Source organism: Leptospira langatensis, from assembly GCF_004770615.1.
GTDB classification, from domain to species: domain Bacteria; phylum Spirochaetota; class Leptospiria; order Leptospirales; family Leptospiraceae; genus Leptospira_B; species Leptospira_B langatensis.
In genome coordinates, this window is sequence record NZ_RQER01000011.1 from 469,594 (window position 1) to 484,719 (window position 15,126).

Consider the following 15,126-nt stretch of genomic DNA (forward strand, 5'->3'; position numbering starts at 1 on the left):
TGGTCTGGAACGAAAATTTCCCTAAAGGAAATGGAAAAAAAACGCCCGTCGAACGGAAAGTAGATTCCGAGATTCCTCTGTTAAATTATCGGTATAATTGCCTTCCAAATTGAAAACAAGTCTAGGAAAGAGTTTCTCGGATCAATTGTCAGATTTAGTTGATCCTTTAAACGACTGAAGGATTTTGGATGTTAGAGGAAAACTATGGCAGTTGCAAAGTTCAAAACCAATCGTGGGGAATTCTCCGTTTTATTGGAGGATGAGAAAGCCCCGATTACCGCCGGCAATTTTATCCAATTAGCTCAAAAAGGCTTTTATAATGGCCTGATCTTTCATAGGATCATCGCCAATTTCATGATCCAGGGCGGTTGCCCGAATGGAACCGGGATGGGTGGCCCAGGATACAAGATCCAAGACGAGTTCCATCCGGATCTGAAGAATAAGAAATTCACGATCTCCATGGCAAATGCCGGACCAAACACCGGAGGATCCCAGTTTTTCATCAATGTACGGGACAATCTCTATCTGGACAATAGACATGCGGTTTTTGGTCATGTTTCCGAGGGAGAAGACATAGTTCAGGCAATCTCTGAAACAGGCACTGGACCAGGAGATAGACCCCTCCAACCTGTGGTGATCGAGACCATAGAGATCGTATAATGGATCCCTTAGGGGATCATTTTGCGAGTATGTGGAAAATCATGTTGAAAAACTTGAAATATGCTTGAAAATATCCTATTTTCGCCATAATTAAGAGTTCCTTCCGGGATCGAGGTTCCGGTGGGGATTCTATATGGAATCACTCTCCAAAACATTAGGCTACTCCGACACTTCGGTATTTGCTAAGTCTCTCTTAGATTATATCCTCTTCAATTCACCTATTATACTCTTTTCCGCGGACCGAGAAGGGTTGATCAACTATGTTTCCGGCAAGTCCTTGGATGCCTTGGGCCTAGATCCGAGCACTATGAAGGGTACAAACTTCGTAGACTACGCTTGGACGGCGGAGGTCTCCGAGCCGGATGGCAGTCTTCGCAGCTTGGGTCCCGCAGAAGTTTTGGAGCTCGTTCTGGTAGGAAAAGAGATCAGCTCCGAAATAGAATTTGGGGAAAGATTCTTTTCGATCCGAATTTCTCCTTCTAGATCGATAGAGGGGGAGATCAGCGGGATCGTAGGCGTTGCAATAGATGTCACCGACAGAAAAGAAGCCCAGGATTCATTAGAAAAACGTACTATAGATTTCAAGACCGTGATCGGAAACCTTCCCGTAGTGGTCTTCTCCATTTCTACCGAAGGAAAGATCTTGTTATCGGAAGGAAATGGGCTGAAACGATTGGGATTGGAACCGAAGGATATTGCCGGTAAAACCGTTTATGAAAGAGCGGAATCCCGTCCCGAAGTGATAGATGCTTTTAACAAGGCCCTACAAGGAGAAGAAAGCATATATCATAGTAAGATAAACGGTCTTTATATAGAAACCAGGATGTATCCTCGCTTTGGAAAGAAGAGGAAGGTAGAAGAGATACTCGGGATCATGTACGATATTTCGGATCGGCTCGAATATGAGGCTATGATCCGATTCAATCTTGCCGTAATCTCTCAGGTAAACGATGCGATCATTGCCTTGGATGCGGACCAAAGAATCACATACTATAATAAATACGCCGCAAAACTCTATGAAGTGGGAGAGAGTGATTGTCTAGGCAAACATTACACCTCGATGTTCAAAGAGGATTGGATCTCAGACGAGAATTACAGGGCCGCCATGAAGGATTGGGAAACGATCGGCGCTTCCAAGAGAGAACTCATTCATACTTTAAGTTCCGGAAAGAAGATCTCCATCGAAAGTAATTTTAAGAAGATCATTCCGGACGGTTTTGTCTCACCAGGGTTGATCATGGTGAATCGAGATATCACCGAGAAGAAAGAAACGAACGAATCTTTGGAAGCGGCCTTAAGAGGACTTGAAAAAACGAATAAGGAATTGGAACAGTTCGCTTATATCGCTTCCCATGATCTCCAAGAACCTTTGCGGACAATCGCTAGCTACTTACAGCTCTTGGAGAGAAAATTCGAGAAAGATATCAAACCGGAGATGAAGGAATTCATTCGGGTTTCCGTCGATGCAGCAAAAAGACAACAGGTATTGATCGAGAGCCTTTTAAGTTATTCTAGAGTAGGCTCCGCTTCCGTTAAGAAAACTAGGATCGATCCGGAAGAGATCTTAGAAGAAGTAGAAAGAGATCTTGGTTCCGTGATCCGAGAGACTCGGACCAGACTGATCTTTGAAGGACCATTTCCGAATATATATGCCGATCCGGAGCAGATCCATCGTTTATTCAGTAATCTTATTTCGAATGCGATCAAGTTCCGTTCTCCCAAGAGGACACCTCTGATCGAAGTGAGTGTGAAAGAAGTCCAGGGCGCTTTGGAATTCTGCGTGTCCGATAATGGGATCGGAATGGATGCGAAATACTTCGATCGTATTTTTATAATATTTCAAAAGCTGCATGCAAATTCGGAATATCCTGGGACAGGGATAGGTTTGTCTATATGCAAGAAAATAGTGGAGAATCATGGGGGTAAGATCTGGGTTCGGTCCCTGCTCGGAAGCGGTTCCGAATTCTTCTTTACCTTGCCTGAGGTTTAATGCATGAGTTCGTCTAAAAAAAAATACTTTGATATTCTTCTGGTGGAAGACAATCCCGCGGATGTGAGGCTTACGATGGAAGCTTTAGAAGAATTAGAAGAAGAGAAGAGATTGTTCGTCGCAAAAGACGGAGAAGAAGCCATAGATTTCGTAAAGGGAGAAGGGGACTTCGTAGGAGCCTGTCGTCCCGATCTTATCCTTTTGGACCTGAACTTACCTAAGAAAAACGGCCTGGAGGTCTTGGAGGAATTGAAGTCCGATCCGGAGTACAAAAGGATCCCCGTGGTGGTCTTGACTACATCCGGCGCGGAACGGGATATAATGGCAACCTTCAATTTGCACGCGAACTCATATATACAAAAGCCGGTGGAATACGATAATTTTTTGGAGGCAATGGCGACTCTAAGGATCTATTGGTTCCAAACTTCCAGGCTACCTCCCAAATGAGAACAAGAGTCGTCTCCACCCAGATGAAACAGATTCTAGTTGTCGAAGACAACCCAGATGATTCCAGGCTCTTCGAGTTGTATCTTATGGAAGCGGATCCGTATGGGATCCGTCTGAGATATTCCGTGACTGTTGAGGCAGCAATGGAACTATTAGAGGATCATTCCGAAGAGATAGATTGTATTCTTTTGGATCTGTCCCTGCCGGACAGTTTTGGTCTTCATGGATTTGAAACGATCAGTCGGGCATATCCTAAGATCCCGATCGTGATCTGCTCCGGAACGGAAGATGAGAATCTTGCGACAGAGGCCTTGAAGGCCGGTGGTCAGGATTATCTGATCAAGGGAAAGTTCGATTCTCTTCTTCTGTTCCGGTCCATACGTTATGCGATCGAAAGACATGAGATGCTCGCAAAGTTAGAGAAGCAATCCTATCATATCCGAGAAAGCGAAGAAAGATATAGGTTGATCTTCGAGCATAATCCCCATCCGGTGCTTCTCTACGATATAGCATCCGAAGGGATCCTGGACCTGAACCAAGAAGCGGAGAGAGTCTATGGTTATGATCGGAGAGAGTTCCAAAGTTTACAATTTCATAATCTATTTGCGAACCAGAGCGCGGAAGGAAGCGATGTTCTTCCTATCTTGAAATACGGAAAGAATTCCCCGGAAACCCATGTGCATAAGAGAAAGGACGGTACTCCTCTTCTGATGGAGATTACATCCTATCGTTTTCAATTGCAGGGAAAAGAGATCGTGCTCGCGATCCTAGTCGACATGACTAAATGGAAACAGTCGGAAGAATCCCTTCTTCAGTCCTTGAGAGAAAAGGAAGCACTACTGCAGGAGATCCATCATAGGGTCAAAAACAATCTACAGATCATGGCTAGTCTTTTGAACTTGCAGGCAAATTACGCCAAGAACAAGGAAGTGACCCGAGAGCTAAAGGATACGGAAAGTAGGATCTATTCGATGTCTCTCGTTCATAATGAACTCTATAATTCTAAAAATCTCTCAGAGGTAGGTCTGGGTTCGTATGTCGATAAGCTCTTGGATAATCTATGGAATGTATACGGTACCGGCTCAAAGGTTCACAGAGCAGTGGAAGTTGGAGAACTCAGCCTTGCCGTGGAGAAGGCATTACCGATCGGAATGATGGTGAATGAGATCGCGACCAATTCGATCAAATATGCGTATGGGGATCGAAAGAACGGGGAATTCTACATTAAGGCAGATTATGAGAACGGTGTCTTTCGAATGGAAGTGGGGGATAATGGGGCAGGAATCCCGGACTATGCGGAGATTGAATCCAAGGAAACCCTTGGCTTTCAACTGATCCGGATCCTGTCCAAACAATTGAAGGCCAAGCTGGATATCCAAACCTCCGCACAGGGAACTAAGTTTACCGTGGAATTCCCACTTTAGGCCGCGAGGAGTTTTTTGAACTCGGAAATACAGGTCTTGCAAGCCTCGGCGCAGTCCTTGCACTCTTGGTGATGGTCAGCGTGTTTATCGCATTGGGTCGCACATCGCTCACAGGACTCGATGCAAAGAGAAGCTAATTTCTTGGTAGCCTGCGACTGCAGAGAAGAAAGGGTCACGAACGCTTCGCAGAGCGCTATGGTTTCTTCGACGCTTCGCAAGCAATCCGCCATTTCGGTGTGACCTTCTGAAAGAGCGTCCACGCACATATTGATACAGATCTTTCCCTTGAGAATGCATTGAGTAGATGCCTCTGCTGCGGAACCTACCGGCATTGCATTTGATTTCTTCATTTTTTTAGAATGCTTTTTGGAAGAATGATCCTCTCCGAATACGGAAGAACTCGCAAGTGCCGCGATAGTTGCCCCGCCTAGGCCAAGGATTTGTTTTCTTGAAAATGTTTGTTCCAAAGTATCCCCCTTCGAACCGTTCTAAATTACAGGTAGGAATGCTTTTCGTCGCCTAAAAACACTTCTGCGAAGAAAAAAAAACGGCTTTCTTTCCAAAACTTTTCCTATAGCTTAGTAAAATTCTTTTCTTAAAAGTAATAAGAAATTGAATCTTCCGTCGGATGAAGAAATAGCGAAGATGTTTGGGCCAAATAAAGACACAGGCAAAACTGTTTCTCCGCACGCAGAAATAGATAGGATCCTCATCTTAGATGACGCTCCCGAAAACTGCCTCTTGGTGGAGAGGATCTTAAAGAAGGCAGGCTACGGGGATGTAATTTCCACTCAGGATCCGAACACGGCCTTGGAATGGTTGGGGTTAAACGGAGATCCTAAGAATAAGAAAGAAATCTCCCTACTTCTTTTGGACATTCTTCTTCCCGGCGGGATGAACGGCCTGGATATCCTGAAGACAATGAGCTCCAAGGAAGAGTTCGCAGATCTACCAGTAATTATCATCACTGCAATCCATGACGCGCAGACTCTGGAATCCGCATTCGAGATCGGCGCTATCGACTATGTAACCAAGCCCTTCGATGCAAACGAACTAAGAGCGAGAGTTCGGTCCGCTCTCAGACTTCGCCATGAGATGCTGCAAAGAAAGCAAAGAGAAAAGGACCTAGAAGAGATCACGGATAAACTCTCCGAAGCATACCAAGCTCTCTTAAGAGTCTCCAGAACGGATGGACTCTCCGGGATCTGGAATAGGCGCTTCTTTGACGAGATCCTAGAAGTGGAATGGAAACGGTCCTGCCGAGGCGGAAAGCCGATCTCTCTTCTTCTCCTGGATATAGATTTCTTTAAGAAATACAACGATACGTATGGTCACCAGGCCGGGGACGATTGTATCCGAAAGGTGGCAGGGGTCCTAAAGGATACCGCCAGAAGAGCGGGTGACTTTCCGGCAAGATACGGCGGAGAGGAATTTGCAGTCATTCTTCCGGAAACAGATGCGGAGAAGGCGGCATTAGTTGCGGAGAATATTCGAAGCAAGGTCCAAGAATTGAAATTGGTCCATGAGGCCTCTCAAACTTCTCCTTTTGTTTCTGTCAGTATCGGTATCTCGACTCGGACTCCCGGAAAGGGAGAAAAGGATTCTCAGATCTTTTTGAAAGAAGCGGATACCGCTTTGTATAAAGCGAAAGAAACAGGACGAAATCAGGTCGCTCTGTATTCAAAGTAAGACTCCTTCTAATTTGTAGTATCTTCGACAGCGCAAAAGAGTGCTTGGGACCTTTCTGGACCCGAATATAAACAATCCATAACTTGGAAGTTTTTTAAGAAAGCAATGGAAAGACTAGGATGTCTCTTGGGTCTTATCTACAGAACGATTCAGAAAGGTGGGTATGATAGGAGGGAATACATATCGAAAGATCATGGTTCTTTCTCTCATACTCACTGAACGTCTACAAAACGTTGCATCGACAAGTCAATGTTAGGTGGAAACCATCCTTTTTATAACTTCTTTTTCCGCTCAAGATCATTTGCAGGATAGCCGCTTCTTCCTCTAAAAGCTTCCGATAGAGTGTTCGCTTTATTCCCGGGATTCCCGAAAAAGTATTCACAAACCCCTCATTTTTTTCTAAAAAGTTGAAATTTGTTTGCGTTGCACTAAGTCTTATTTGTTAATTAACGATAGAGAAATATAGAATGGCTATTTTGGATAAAATCGTACAGGAGTTCAAGAATCGATTCTTTGAAACGGTAAAGCTTCCCGTGCAAGTTCATTCTTCGTCCGGGGACTTTCCTGCTACTTGGGAGGGGATTGAAGGTACAGCTTTAAGCTTTACCTTGGATCGTTTTCATCCTGACCCGGCGGAAGGTACGAATGCTGTGATCGAGATCAAAGTCCCTTTTTGGAAAGACCCGCTCTTATTTTCAGGGAAACTCTTGGACAAGAAGGTGGTTCGTTCCAAATCTCCGGAGAGGATCACGGACACCGTACTCGTATTCGAATCGGAACTTTCCGATTTTCTAAAGAAGAACCTTCCTAAGATCGATCTCACTCTTCCTAAGAAATGATCATTTCTTAGGAAGGTCTAGTTCTAAGATCATGGCCGCGTGGTCGGAGAGGATTGGGTCCTTTCTCACTGTCAGGCTTTTCAGTTTGCTTTTCAGCTCCGGAGTCACGAAGAAATAATCGATCCTCCATCCCTTGTTTTTTCCCCTTGCCCCAGCTCGGAACGTCCACCAAGTATATTCTTGTTTGTCGGGATACAATTCCCTAAAACTATCCAGCCATCCTGTGGACAGGAATTTAGTGACCCAGGCTCTTTCTTCCGGGAGAAATCCGCTACTCTTTGCGTTCCCTTTAGGATCATGTATATCTCGTTCCGTGTGAGCGATGTTTACGTCTCCGCATAGGATCAGATTCGGATACTTCTTCTTTAATTTAGTGGCAAGCTTGAGGAATTCGTCTAAAAATCTCATCTTGGCGGCCTGTCTCACATCTCCTGTAGTTCCGGAGGGAAAGTAAACCGTCCATATCGCGTACGAATCGAACTCGGCAAGAACGCTTCTTCCTTCCTTATCGAATTCATCTACTCCGATCCCATAGGTGATCTTCTTGGGCTCTTTCTTGGTCCAGAGACTGACGCCGGAGTAACCCTTCTTTTCTGCGGAATGAAAATAGGCCTTGTAGCCCAAGCTCTCCCATTGCTCCGAAGAGAGTTGGTCCGGTTGCGCCTTGGTCTCTTGGAAACATACGAAGTCCGGTTTTTCGGAAGTCAGTATATCCCCGAGTCCTTTTTCCCAGGAAGATCGAATCCCGTTACAGTTGAGGCAAAAAACTTTCATGGTCCTTGTCCTTAGAAGAGAACCCAGGATTTTCGGGATGCGAAGTCCGGGCAAAGAAAAAATATGTCCGTATGGGCATTCGGATCCGAGAAGTAGACGCCGGTTTTTCCTTAGAGTCTATCCTACAGAGGGCTAAGCAAGACCTGAACGATACTCTTTCTTTGGTCCGGCCGATCCTGGAAGAGGTGAGGACCAGAGGAGACGAGGCGGTCCGGGACTTCACTCTTAAATTCGACAAATTAGAACCTTCTTCTTTCTATCATCCTGTTCCGGACTGGAAGGGGACTGCGGATCCTGAACTGGTTGCCGCCCTGGAAAAGGCAAAGGAAAATATCAGCATCTTTCACAAGGCCCAGATGCCTTCCGACTTGGATGTGCAAGTCTCCGGAAATTCCCTCGGCATACGTTATACTCCCATTGAATCGGTGACCGTGTATGCTCCCGGTGGTAAGGCATTGTATCCTTCTACCATTCTAATGGGAGTAATTCCTGCAAAGATCGCAGGTGTGAAACATATCCAGATCGTAACCCCTCCTCAGAAAGAAGGGATCCCGGACGGTCTATTCGCTGCGGCAAAGATCGCAGGTGCGGATGCGATCGTGACTGCGGGAGGAGCCCAAGGGATCGCCGCGGCTTCTTATGGAACGAAGAGTATTCCCCGCTCCGAATTTGTGATCGGTCCCGGGAATAAATTCGTGACTGCCGCCAAGATACTCTTAAGCGGCCAAGGTGTGATCGGTATAGATAGTCCTGCCGGTCCGAGCGAAGTGCTTGTGATCGCAGACGATTCTGCGAACCCGAATTGGGTGGCGGCGGATCTTCTTTCCCAAGCGGAGCACGGCGAGGATTCTGCTGCGATACTCTGTACGGATTCCATGGGATTTGCGAAGAAGGTCGCAGCCGAGATCGACCTGGCTCTGAAGGAAAGGCCTAAGAGAGCGGATATCAAAAAGGCTTCGATAGAGAACGAGAGTTGGATATTAGTTTTTCCTAATTTAGATTCTTGCGTTGATTTTTCGAACTTATATGCACCCGAGCACCTGGAGATCCAGACCAAGAATTACAAGGAATTATTCCGGAAGATCAAGCATGCAGGTTCCGTATTTTTGGGACCATATTCTCCTGTGGCAATGGGAGATTATATCAGCGGCACAAACCATATTCTTCCAACTGCGGGAGGAAGTAGGATCTTTTCTTCCTTAGGGGTCATGACCTTCTTGAAACGGGTCACCTACCAGGAAGTAACCCGGGATTCTCTCGAGAAATTATATCCTTACGTAAAAGTATTATCCGAATTCGAAGGCTTGGATGAAGAGCATGGGAATTCCGTCAAGGTACGCCTTCCTAAGAGGGAAGTATGATCCATTCTTCCGAGCCGAAAGAGATCACGGAAGCGGTCCTTGCTTGGAAGTCCAAGGGGCTGAAGGTGGGATTTGTTCCTACCATGGGCTTCTTGCATGAGGGGCATGCGGATCTTTTTCGTAGATCTGCTTCCGAGAACGACAAAACTGTAGTTTCCATTTTCGTAAATCCAGCTCAATTCAACGATCCGGAAGACTACGCTAAGTATCCGGTAAATACGGAAGGCGATTTACGAATTTGTAAAGAAGCTGGAGCGGATCTTGTCTATCTTCCTGCAAAGGATACCATGTATCCAGGCGGGATCCCTTCCGTCGAGTTGCGAGTTCCTCATCTCATGCAGAATCTGGATGCCACCACTCGTCCCGGTCACTTTGAAGGAGTGCTTCTGGTCTTATCCCGTTTTTTCCATACCATTCCCGCGGATCGCTCTTACTTCGGAAAGAAGGATTATCAACAGTTCTTGGTCGTTCGTGATTTCGTAAAGGCGCTCGGATTTCCTATGGAGATCGTCGGAGTGGATACGGTCCGTTCCGAGCAAGGACTGGCTTTGAGTTCCAGGAACGCTCGTTTGAGTCCTAAGGAGAAGGAAGAGGCCTTGCTTTTGCATCGGGCCCTTCGTCTGGGGGAGAACCTCATCCGCCAAGGCGAAAAGGATCCTGTCGAAGTGCTGAATGTCATGAAGGATGTCTTGGACTCTTCTTCTTTGATACAGATCGATTATCTGGAAGTCCTGGATGCGAATACATTAGAAGAATTGCATATACTGAAAGGAGAGATCCTTTTGGCGGTGGCGGCCTTTCTGGGCCAGGTCCGACTGATCGATAATCTTACCGTAAGGGTTTCCTAATCCATGGCTAAGTCTTCTTCCGTTCCTTCTGATTGGAAAAAGCCTCTGGAAGATCTTTTGTCCTCGGTCCAACCGGGGGTTAGGATCTCTTCCGTTCCGAGTTCTGTACATTCTCTTTTGGCAGCGAGTATTTTTAAGACTCGAAAATCCTCTTCTATCGTAATTGCTCCTACAAGTACGGAGGCGGAGTTCCTATACAGGGAAGCGTTGAGCTATCTAGATTCGGATTCTATCTGTTATCTGCCGGGCCAGGAAGTCTTGCCATACGAATACATGCGTTATCCGCAAGAGATGAAGAGAGAAAGGATCAAGGCTCTCGCTCGTATTCTCTCCGGCGAAAAGGCCTTGGTATTCACTTCTGTTTCCGGTTTTCTGAAGACCTTGCCCGAGGCTTCCGCGTTAAAAGGAAGATCTCTTTTGATCAAGATAGACCAAGAGATCCAGCCGGAAAACTTAATGAGAGAACTCATTCGTCTGGGATACCATCGCGTGGATATGTGCCAGGCCTTCGGTGAATTCAGTTTGAAGGGAGGGATCTTGGATGTGTTTTCTTCCTTCTCCTCGGACCCAGTTCGGATAGATTTCTTTGGGGATGAGATAGAATCCATTCGTACCTTCGATCCGGAAACCCAGAGATCTTCCGATTCTCTGCAAGAGGCGCTTCTTTTGCCTGCGGATGAATTCGTTCTCACCGAAGAGCAGAAGGAAAAATATAGGGAATTGATCGCAAAAGCGGACACTTCTTTGCATTTGCCTGAGATCCCGGACGGTTCCGGAGGAACATATTACGAGGAATTGATCCCGATGATCCGGGAGAATCGTGGTATTTTATCTTTTTTTAATACGAAACCCTTGCTTATTTTTCCGGATCCGAACGGGGTCAAGGAAAGGACTTCTCATTTACAAAGGGAATATTCCTCGCTCTACGAAAAAAGAAGCACCGAGATCCTATGCGCATCCCCTGCTCATCTTTTGAGCGAGGGAGATGAATTGAGCGCCTTGGAAAAAGTGCAAGGAGTGAGTTTTACTCAACTTCCTCCGAGTAAGGACGAGGATCTGATCTGCCCGATCAAAGAGGCTCCGGGCTTCAAGGGAAAGATCCGAGAAGTACGAGAAAAAATCGGAGAATTAAAGTTGGAAGAAGGCTGGAGAGTGATCCTTACTTCCTCCTTCGAGGCACAGACCCAGAGACTTCTGGGGCTATTCGGATCCGAAGGAATTCGTTTATTAAACCCGGAGGCGACGGAACCGGAACCGATCTCCATTCCTCCAAGATCAGGAGATGACGTATACCTCGCAGTCTCCGAGATACGGAATGGGTTTCTTTGGGAGGAAGAGAAACTTCTTCTTTTATCCGAGAATGACGTATTCGGCAGGGAATACAAACGTAAGACTAGATTCAAAAAACAGAATAGTAAGGCCATCCAAAGTTTCTTGGATCTGAAGGAAGGGGACTTCGTGGTTCACGTAAACCATGGGGTCGGAAAATTCCTGAAGATCGAAAGAGTGAACGCAGGCGGAAAGGAAAGGGATTTCCTAAAATTAGAATACCATGGAGCGGATACTCTATTCGTTCCCTTGGATCAGATCTCCCTTGTCCAAAGATTCGTAGGTGGAACAGAAAGACCGAGACTGGATAGTCTTGGAAAGAGCACTTGGAAGAAGACAAAGGATAGGGTCCAAAAGGCGGTCGAGGGACTGGCAGAAGATCTGGTTCGGATGTATTCCAATCGGATCAAGTTACAGGGATATTCTTTTCCTCCGGATACGATCTACCAAGAAGAGTTCGAGGCCGAGTTTGAATACGAGGAAACTCCGGATCAGATCGAGGCGATCGAAGCGGTCAAGAAGGACTTAGAATCCCCTAAGCCTATGGATCGATTGGTATGCGGGGACGTCGGCTATGGAAAGACGGAGGTTGCGATCCGTGCCGCATTCAAGGTGGCGATGGCAGGTAAGCAGATCCTTATGCTTGCTCCCACTACGATCCTTGCATTACAACATTATAATAATATGAGAAAGAGGTTCGAGAATTACCCGATCAGTGTGGAGCTTGTTTCTCGTCTTCGGACTCCCGGCGAGACCAGGGATGTCCTGAAAAGATTCGCTTCCGGGAAAGTGGATATGGTGATTGGGACCCACGCTGTGCTAGCTAACTCGGTCCAGCCCAAGAACCTGGGACTTCTCATCATAGACGAAGAGCAAAGATTCGGGGTGAACCATAAGGAATCCATTAAGAAGATAAAGAATCTGGTGGATGTGCTGACCCTTACCGCGACCCCGATCCCTAGGACTTTGCATATGGCATTGACCGGGATCCGAGAACTTTCCATTATCGCGACCCCTCCTAAGAACAGACAAAGCGTAGAAACATACGTGATCGAAGAGGACGAAGAGGTTCTTCGAGAGGCCATTCGGAACGAACTCGCAAGAGAAGGCCAGGTCTTCTATCTTTATAATCGTGTGGAATCGATTGAGCAAGAAACCAAGAGATTAAACGAAATCGTTCCGGAAGCTTCTATTGGGGTGCTGCATGGACAAATGACGGAAGAAGAGATCGAAGAGACCCTTGTGGACTTCTATGCACGTAAGTTCGATATTTTAGTCACTACTACCATTATAGAATCAGGGATCGATATCCCGAATGTGAATACTCTGATCGTCAAGAGAGCCGATCTATTCGGACTTTCCCAGCTTTATCAGATCCGAGGAAGAGTGGGCCGAAGCGATCGAAAGGCATTTGCGTATCTTCTTCTCCCGAAAGACAGAGTGGTAACGGAAGATGCGGAGAAGCGTTTGAATACCATCTATGAATACCAAGAACTCGGTTCCGGATTCAAAGTGGCCATGCGAGATCTAGAGATCAGAGGAGCGGGAAATCTTTTGGGCAAGGAACAGTCCGGGGATATCATGGAGGTCGGATTCGATCTCTATGTGCAGATGCTGGAAGAAGCGATCGCACGCATCAAGGGAGAGGATGTGAAGATAGAGGTCCGCACTGCGATCAATCTGGATTCCAACTTCTTCATTCCGGAAACCTATATTTCGGATACAAGACAAAAGATCGAATTCTATAAACGATTCGAAGGTGCGAGAGACTTGGACGAGATAGAGGAAGTCACTCGGGAAATGACGGATCGTTTCGGCGAACCTCCCGAAGAGGCCAAGACATTTCTCATGTTGGAGAAGATCCGCACTCTTGCTTCCGTCCTTGGCTTCGAATCCGTATCCGAACTAGGAGAGGAGATCCGTTTAAAATTAGGTTCCCATTTTTTAGGGAGCTATGAGAAAATTGTGAACTTGATCTCCGCAAGAATGGGGCTCACCATGAATCCTAGAGAACCGAATGTGCTTCTGTACATTCCGGGCAAAGCCAATCTAAAAGACAAACTTTCGCAATTAGTGTACTTATTAACGGAAATGCAGCCTGACAAAAAGTAATAGACGCCAGGGCAGGCGGTACTACTTTTTGCATAGGAATTCCTCTAAATGAAACGGCTATCTGTATCTTTAATTGTAATATTTTCAATCGTTGCGTATGCGAACTGTGGGGACGGAACCCCTGTCATCGAATCCATTGATGGCAATAAGGTGACTACCGCAAGCTTCGAAGCTGCATACGATACCGCTCTTGATACCCTGAGCCGCACTCAAAACATCGAAAAGAAAAATATCATCAAGTTCTTAACCGAAAGCGAAGACAAAGTTCCTCAAAGCTTTTTAGTTCTAAGAAACGAATTCAAGAAGAGAAGATTCTTTGAGAACTATCGCCAGATGTTGGTGATCAAGGCTGCCGCAGATAAAAGCGGTTTCAGCAAGAGAGCAGATATTAAGGAAATCTTAAAGTTCCAAGAGATGCAGTTGATCTCTAACATGTACATCACCGAACAGATCGAATCTAGGATCAAGATCACTGAACAAGAGTTAGAAGCTGGTTGTAAGGAGCTGAGAGCGAAATACAAACAAGCAGAGTCTCTTACTATCGAGCAATGCTATGATGCAGTTCGCGCTCAGATCAAGGGTGAAAAATCCAAGACTGTATACCAATCCGTTATCGACAGGATCAAAGAAGGCGTTTCTATCAAGCATAACGATAAGTTCGACCTGGAAAAATACCTAGACCAAGAATTCACTTTCCCAGATTCTAAGAAGGGAGAAGCAGCTCCGGCTTCCGCGGCGACTCCTGCTCCGGCGGCTACGCCAGCAACGGAAACCAAGTAAGCTAAATTTAACTTACCGAATTGAATTCATATCTAAACGCTTTTTTCCGTAGCATTTTAGAATCGCTCACGGAATTTCTACCGGTGTCCTCCACGGGACACCTTTTCCTCTTCTCCTCTTTCTTCCCGTTTGTGGAAGGAGAGGAATTCGACGATCTATTCGATATATTCATCCAAAGTGGTGCGATCCTATCTGTCCTGATCTTATATAGGGATAAATTCTTCCTACAAGGAAGGTCCGCTCTTTCTTATCTTCGCAAAAAAGAAGCTGAAAAGGAAGGCTTTCTGTTCTTAGCCCAGGTTACAGTCGGCTTTCTTCCCATCATGGTCGCAGGCTTTGCATTTAGGGGATTTCTGGATAAGATCAAGGGAAGAGAGGATATTCTCGCAATTCTAGGTTGGGCCTGGCTTGTAGGAGGAGTCTTCATTCTTCTTTCTGAATATTGGTTTCAAAGAAATTCAAAGGAGAAGGGTGAGAACCCGATCCGTTTGAAGGACGCTGCGATCATTGGGATCTTCCAATGCTTGGCATTGATCCCCGGTATTTCCCGTTCTGGAGCTACCATTGTAACTGCAAGATTTCTAGGAAAGGACGCAAAGAATTCAGCCGAGTTTTCCTTTTTCGTAGCGGTGCCTGTTTTGTTTCTGGCAAGCACCTATAAATTGTACAAACACAGAAACGTTTTGGACGGAGACAATTTGCCTATTTTGATCCTTGGATTTGTGGCTTCCTTTCTACTCTGCTTCCTGGTAATAAAATGGTTCCTGAAGTATTTGCAGGCTCATACATTTTCCGGATTCGGCTGGTATCGCATTCTATTGGGAATTGCGGTGCTATCCTTCTATAAATTAGTAATGCAGGACTGACCCGACA

Annotated in this window: 13 protein-coding genes; 11 read left to right on the top strand and 2 right to left on the bottom strand. The window is 46.0% G+C overall.

Going from position 1 to position 15,126, the window contains the following annotated elements; genetic code table 11:
- Positions 1-204 precede the first annotated feature (204 nt).
- The 4 genes from EHO57_RS18140 (at position 205) to EHO57_RS18155 (ending at position 4,521) form a co-directional block, all read left to right on the top strand.
- Positions 205-660, top strand: a complete 456-nt coding sequence (locus EHO57_RS18140) for a peptidylprolyl isomerase (protein WP_135642487.1) — start codon at positions 205-207, stop codon at positions 658-660.
- A gap of 133 nt (positions 661-793) precedes the next feature.
- On the top strand, positions 794-2,650 hold the full coding sequence (locus EHO57_RS18145; RefSeq protein ID WP_135642489.1) for a PAS domain-containing sensor histidine kinase: 1,857 nt from the start codon (positions 794-796) through the stop codon (positions 2,648-2,650).
- Between the two features lie 3 nt (positions 2,651-2,653).
- Positions 2,654-3,097, top strand: coding sequence for a response regulator (locus EHO57_RS18150; RefSeq protein ID WP_135642491.1), 444 nt, complete (start codon positions 2,654-2,656; stop codon positions 3,095-3,097).
- Positions 3,094-4,521 (top strand): histidine kinase dimerization/phosphoacceptor domain -containing protein, encoded by a 1,428-nt coding sequence (locus EHO57_RS18155; RefSeq protein WP_135642493.1) that lies wholly within the window; start codon positions 3,094-3,096, stop codon positions 4,519-4,521. Before EHO57_RS18150 ends, EHO57_RS18155 begins: the two co-directional genes overlap by 4 nt.
- Here the strand turns inward: EHO57_RS18155 and EHO57_RS18160 are convergent.
- Positions 4,518-4,988, bottom strand: a complete 471-nt coding sequence (locus EHO57_RS18160; protein ID WP_135642495.1) for a four-helix bundle copper-binding protein — start codon at positions 4,986-4,988, stop codon at positions 4,518-4,520. The two genes, EHO57_RS18155 and EHO57_RS18160, sit on opposite strands and share 4 nt — an antisense overlap.
- Positions 4,989-5,217: 229 nt before the next feature.
- Between EHO57_RS18160 and EHO57_RS18165 the strand changes: the two genes are divergently transcribed.
- A complete protein-coding gene (locus tag EHO57_RS18165; RefSeq protein WP_210410007.1) occupies positions 5,218-6,210 on the top strand; it encodes a diguanylate cyclase in 993 nt (330 codons plus the stop codon).
- A 467-nt stretch (positions 6,211-6,677) separates the two neighbouring features.
- Positions 6,678-7,049, top strand: coding sequence for a hypothetical protein (locus EHO57_RS18170; protein WP_135642499.1), 372 nt, complete (start codon positions 6,678-6,680; stop codon positions 7,047-7,049).
- Here the strand turns inward: EHO57_RS18170 and EHO57_RS18175 are convergent, their stop codons facing one another.
- Positions 7,050-7,823 (bottom strand): exodeoxyribonuclease III, encoded by a 774-nt coding sequence (locus EHO57_RS18175; RefSeq protein WP_135642501.1) that lies wholly within the window; start codon positions 7,821-7,823, stop codon positions 7,050-7,052.
- Between the two features lie 71 nt (positions 7,824-7,894).
- Here EHO57_RS18175 and hisD point away from each other — a divergent pair, with 71 nt between their 5' ends.
- The 5 genes from hisD to EHO57_RS18200 are packed head-to-tail and all read left to right on the top strand — an operon-like array spanning position 7,895 to position 15,119.
- Positions 7,895-9,184 (top strand): histidinol dehydrogenase, encoded by a 1,290-nt coding sequence (hisD, locus tag EHO57_RS18180; RefSeq protein ID WP_135642503.1) that lies wholly within the window; start codon positions 7,895-7,897, stop codon positions 9,182-9,184.
- Positions 9,181-10,032 (top strand): pantoate--beta-alanine ligase, encoded by an 852-nt coding sequence (gene panC / locus EHO57_RS18185; RefSeq protein WP_135642505.1) that lies wholly within the window; start codon positions 9,181-9,183, stop codon positions 10,030-10,032. The genes hisD and panC overlap by 4 nt, the downstream gene beginning before the upstream one ends.
- Before the next feature lie 3 nt (positions 10,033-10,035).
- Positions 10,036-13,473 (top strand): transcription-repair coupling factor, encoded by a 3,438-nt coding sequence (gene mfd / locus EHO57_RS18190; protein WP_135642506.1) that lies wholly within the window; start codon positions 10,036-10,038, stop codon positions 13,471-13,473.
- 48 nt (positions 13,474-13,521) lie between these two features.
- Positions 13,522-14,253, top strand: coding sequence for a lipoprotein LipL31 (locus tag EHO57_RS18195; protein ID WP_135642508.1), 732 nt, complete (start codon positions 13,522-13,524; stop codon positions 14,251-14,253).
- Positions 14,254-14,273: 20 nt separating this feature from the next.
- Positions 14,274-15,119 carry an undecaprenyl-diphosphate phosphatase gene (locus tag EHO57_RS18200; protein ID WP_135642510.1) on the top strand — a complete coding sequence of 282 codons (846 nt, stop codon included), beginning with the start codon at positions 14,274-14,276 and terminating at the stop codon, positions 15,117-15,119.
- The last annotated feature ends 7 nt before the right edge of the window (positions 15,120-15,126 follow it).

Excerpts from the sequence above, each read along its gene's own strand:
- EHO57_RS18140 (WP_135642487.1), top strand. The coding sequence starts at position 205 with ATGGCAGTTGCAAAGTTCAAAACCAATCGTGGGGAATTCTCCGTTTTA.
- EHO57_RS18145 (WP_135642489.1), top strand. The coding sequence starts at position 794 with ATGGAATCACTCTCCAAAACATTAGGCTACTCCGACACTTCGGTATTT.
- EHO57_RS18150 (WP_135642491.1), top strand. The coding sequence starts at position 2,654 with ATGAGTTCGTCTAAAAAAAAATACTTTGATATTCTTCTGGTGGAAGAC.
- EHO57_RS18155 (WP_135642493.1), top strand. The coding sequence starts at position 3,094 with ATGAGAACAAGAGTCGTCTCCACCCAGATGAAACAGATTCTAGTTGTC.
- EHO57_RS18170 (WP_135642499.1), top strand. The coding sequence starts at position 6,678 with ATGGCTATTTTGGATAAAATCGTACAGGAGTTCAAGAATCGATTCTTT.
- EHO57_RS18175 (WP_135642501.1), bottom strand. The coding sequence starts at position 7,823 with ATGAAAGTTTTTTGCCTCAACTGTAACGGGATTCGATCTTCCTGGGAA.
- hisD (WP_135642503.1), top strand. The coding sequence starts at position 7,895 with ATGGGCATTCGGATCCGAGAAGTAGACGCCGGTTTTTCCTTAGAGTCT.
- panC (WP_135642505.1), top strand. The coding sequence starts at position 9,181 with ATGATCCATTCTTCCGAGCCGAAAGAGATCACGGAAGCGGTCCTTGCT.
- mfd (WP_135642506.1), top strand. The coding sequence starts at position 10,036 with ATGGCTAAGTCTTCTTCCGTTCCTTCTGATTGGAAAAAGCCTCTGGAA.
- EHO57_RS18195 (WP_135642508.1), top strand. The coding sequence starts at position 13,522 with ATGAAACGGCTATCTGTATCTTTAATTGTAATATTTTCAATCGTTGCG.